A 259-nucleotide genomic window follows, 5' to 3' on the forward strand; every position below is an offset into this window, starting at 1 on the left:
AATTTAAGGGGATAAACCCGCGCCGCTCAAGTGATTCGATATTCTGGGCAGCCATCCCTCTGGTGTGGAAAGTGCCCCAGTTAATCGCCAGTGCCGGTAAGCCCTGCTGCTGGCGCAAATGCGCTAAGCCATCTAAAAATCCATTCGCCGCCACATAGTTCGCCTGTCTTCTGGAACCGAGGACGGATGCCGCCGAGGAAAACAGGACAAACCAATCCAAGTGCAGATTTTTAGTGAGTTGATGCAGGATGAGCGCACT

1 protein-coding gene is annotated in these 259 nt (G+C 52.9%); it reads right to left on the minus strand.

The genetic code is table 11. The features are described 5' to 3' along the window. On the minus strand, positions 1 to 259 hold a 259-nt coding region (locus tag Lpar_RS18245; RefSeq protein ID WP_156416225.1), incomplete at both ends, for a KR domain-containing protein.

Source organism: Legionella parisiensis (assembly GCF_001467945.1).
GTDB lineage: Bacteria > Pseudomonadota > Gammaproteobacteria > Legionellales > Legionellaceae > Legionella > Legionella parisiensis.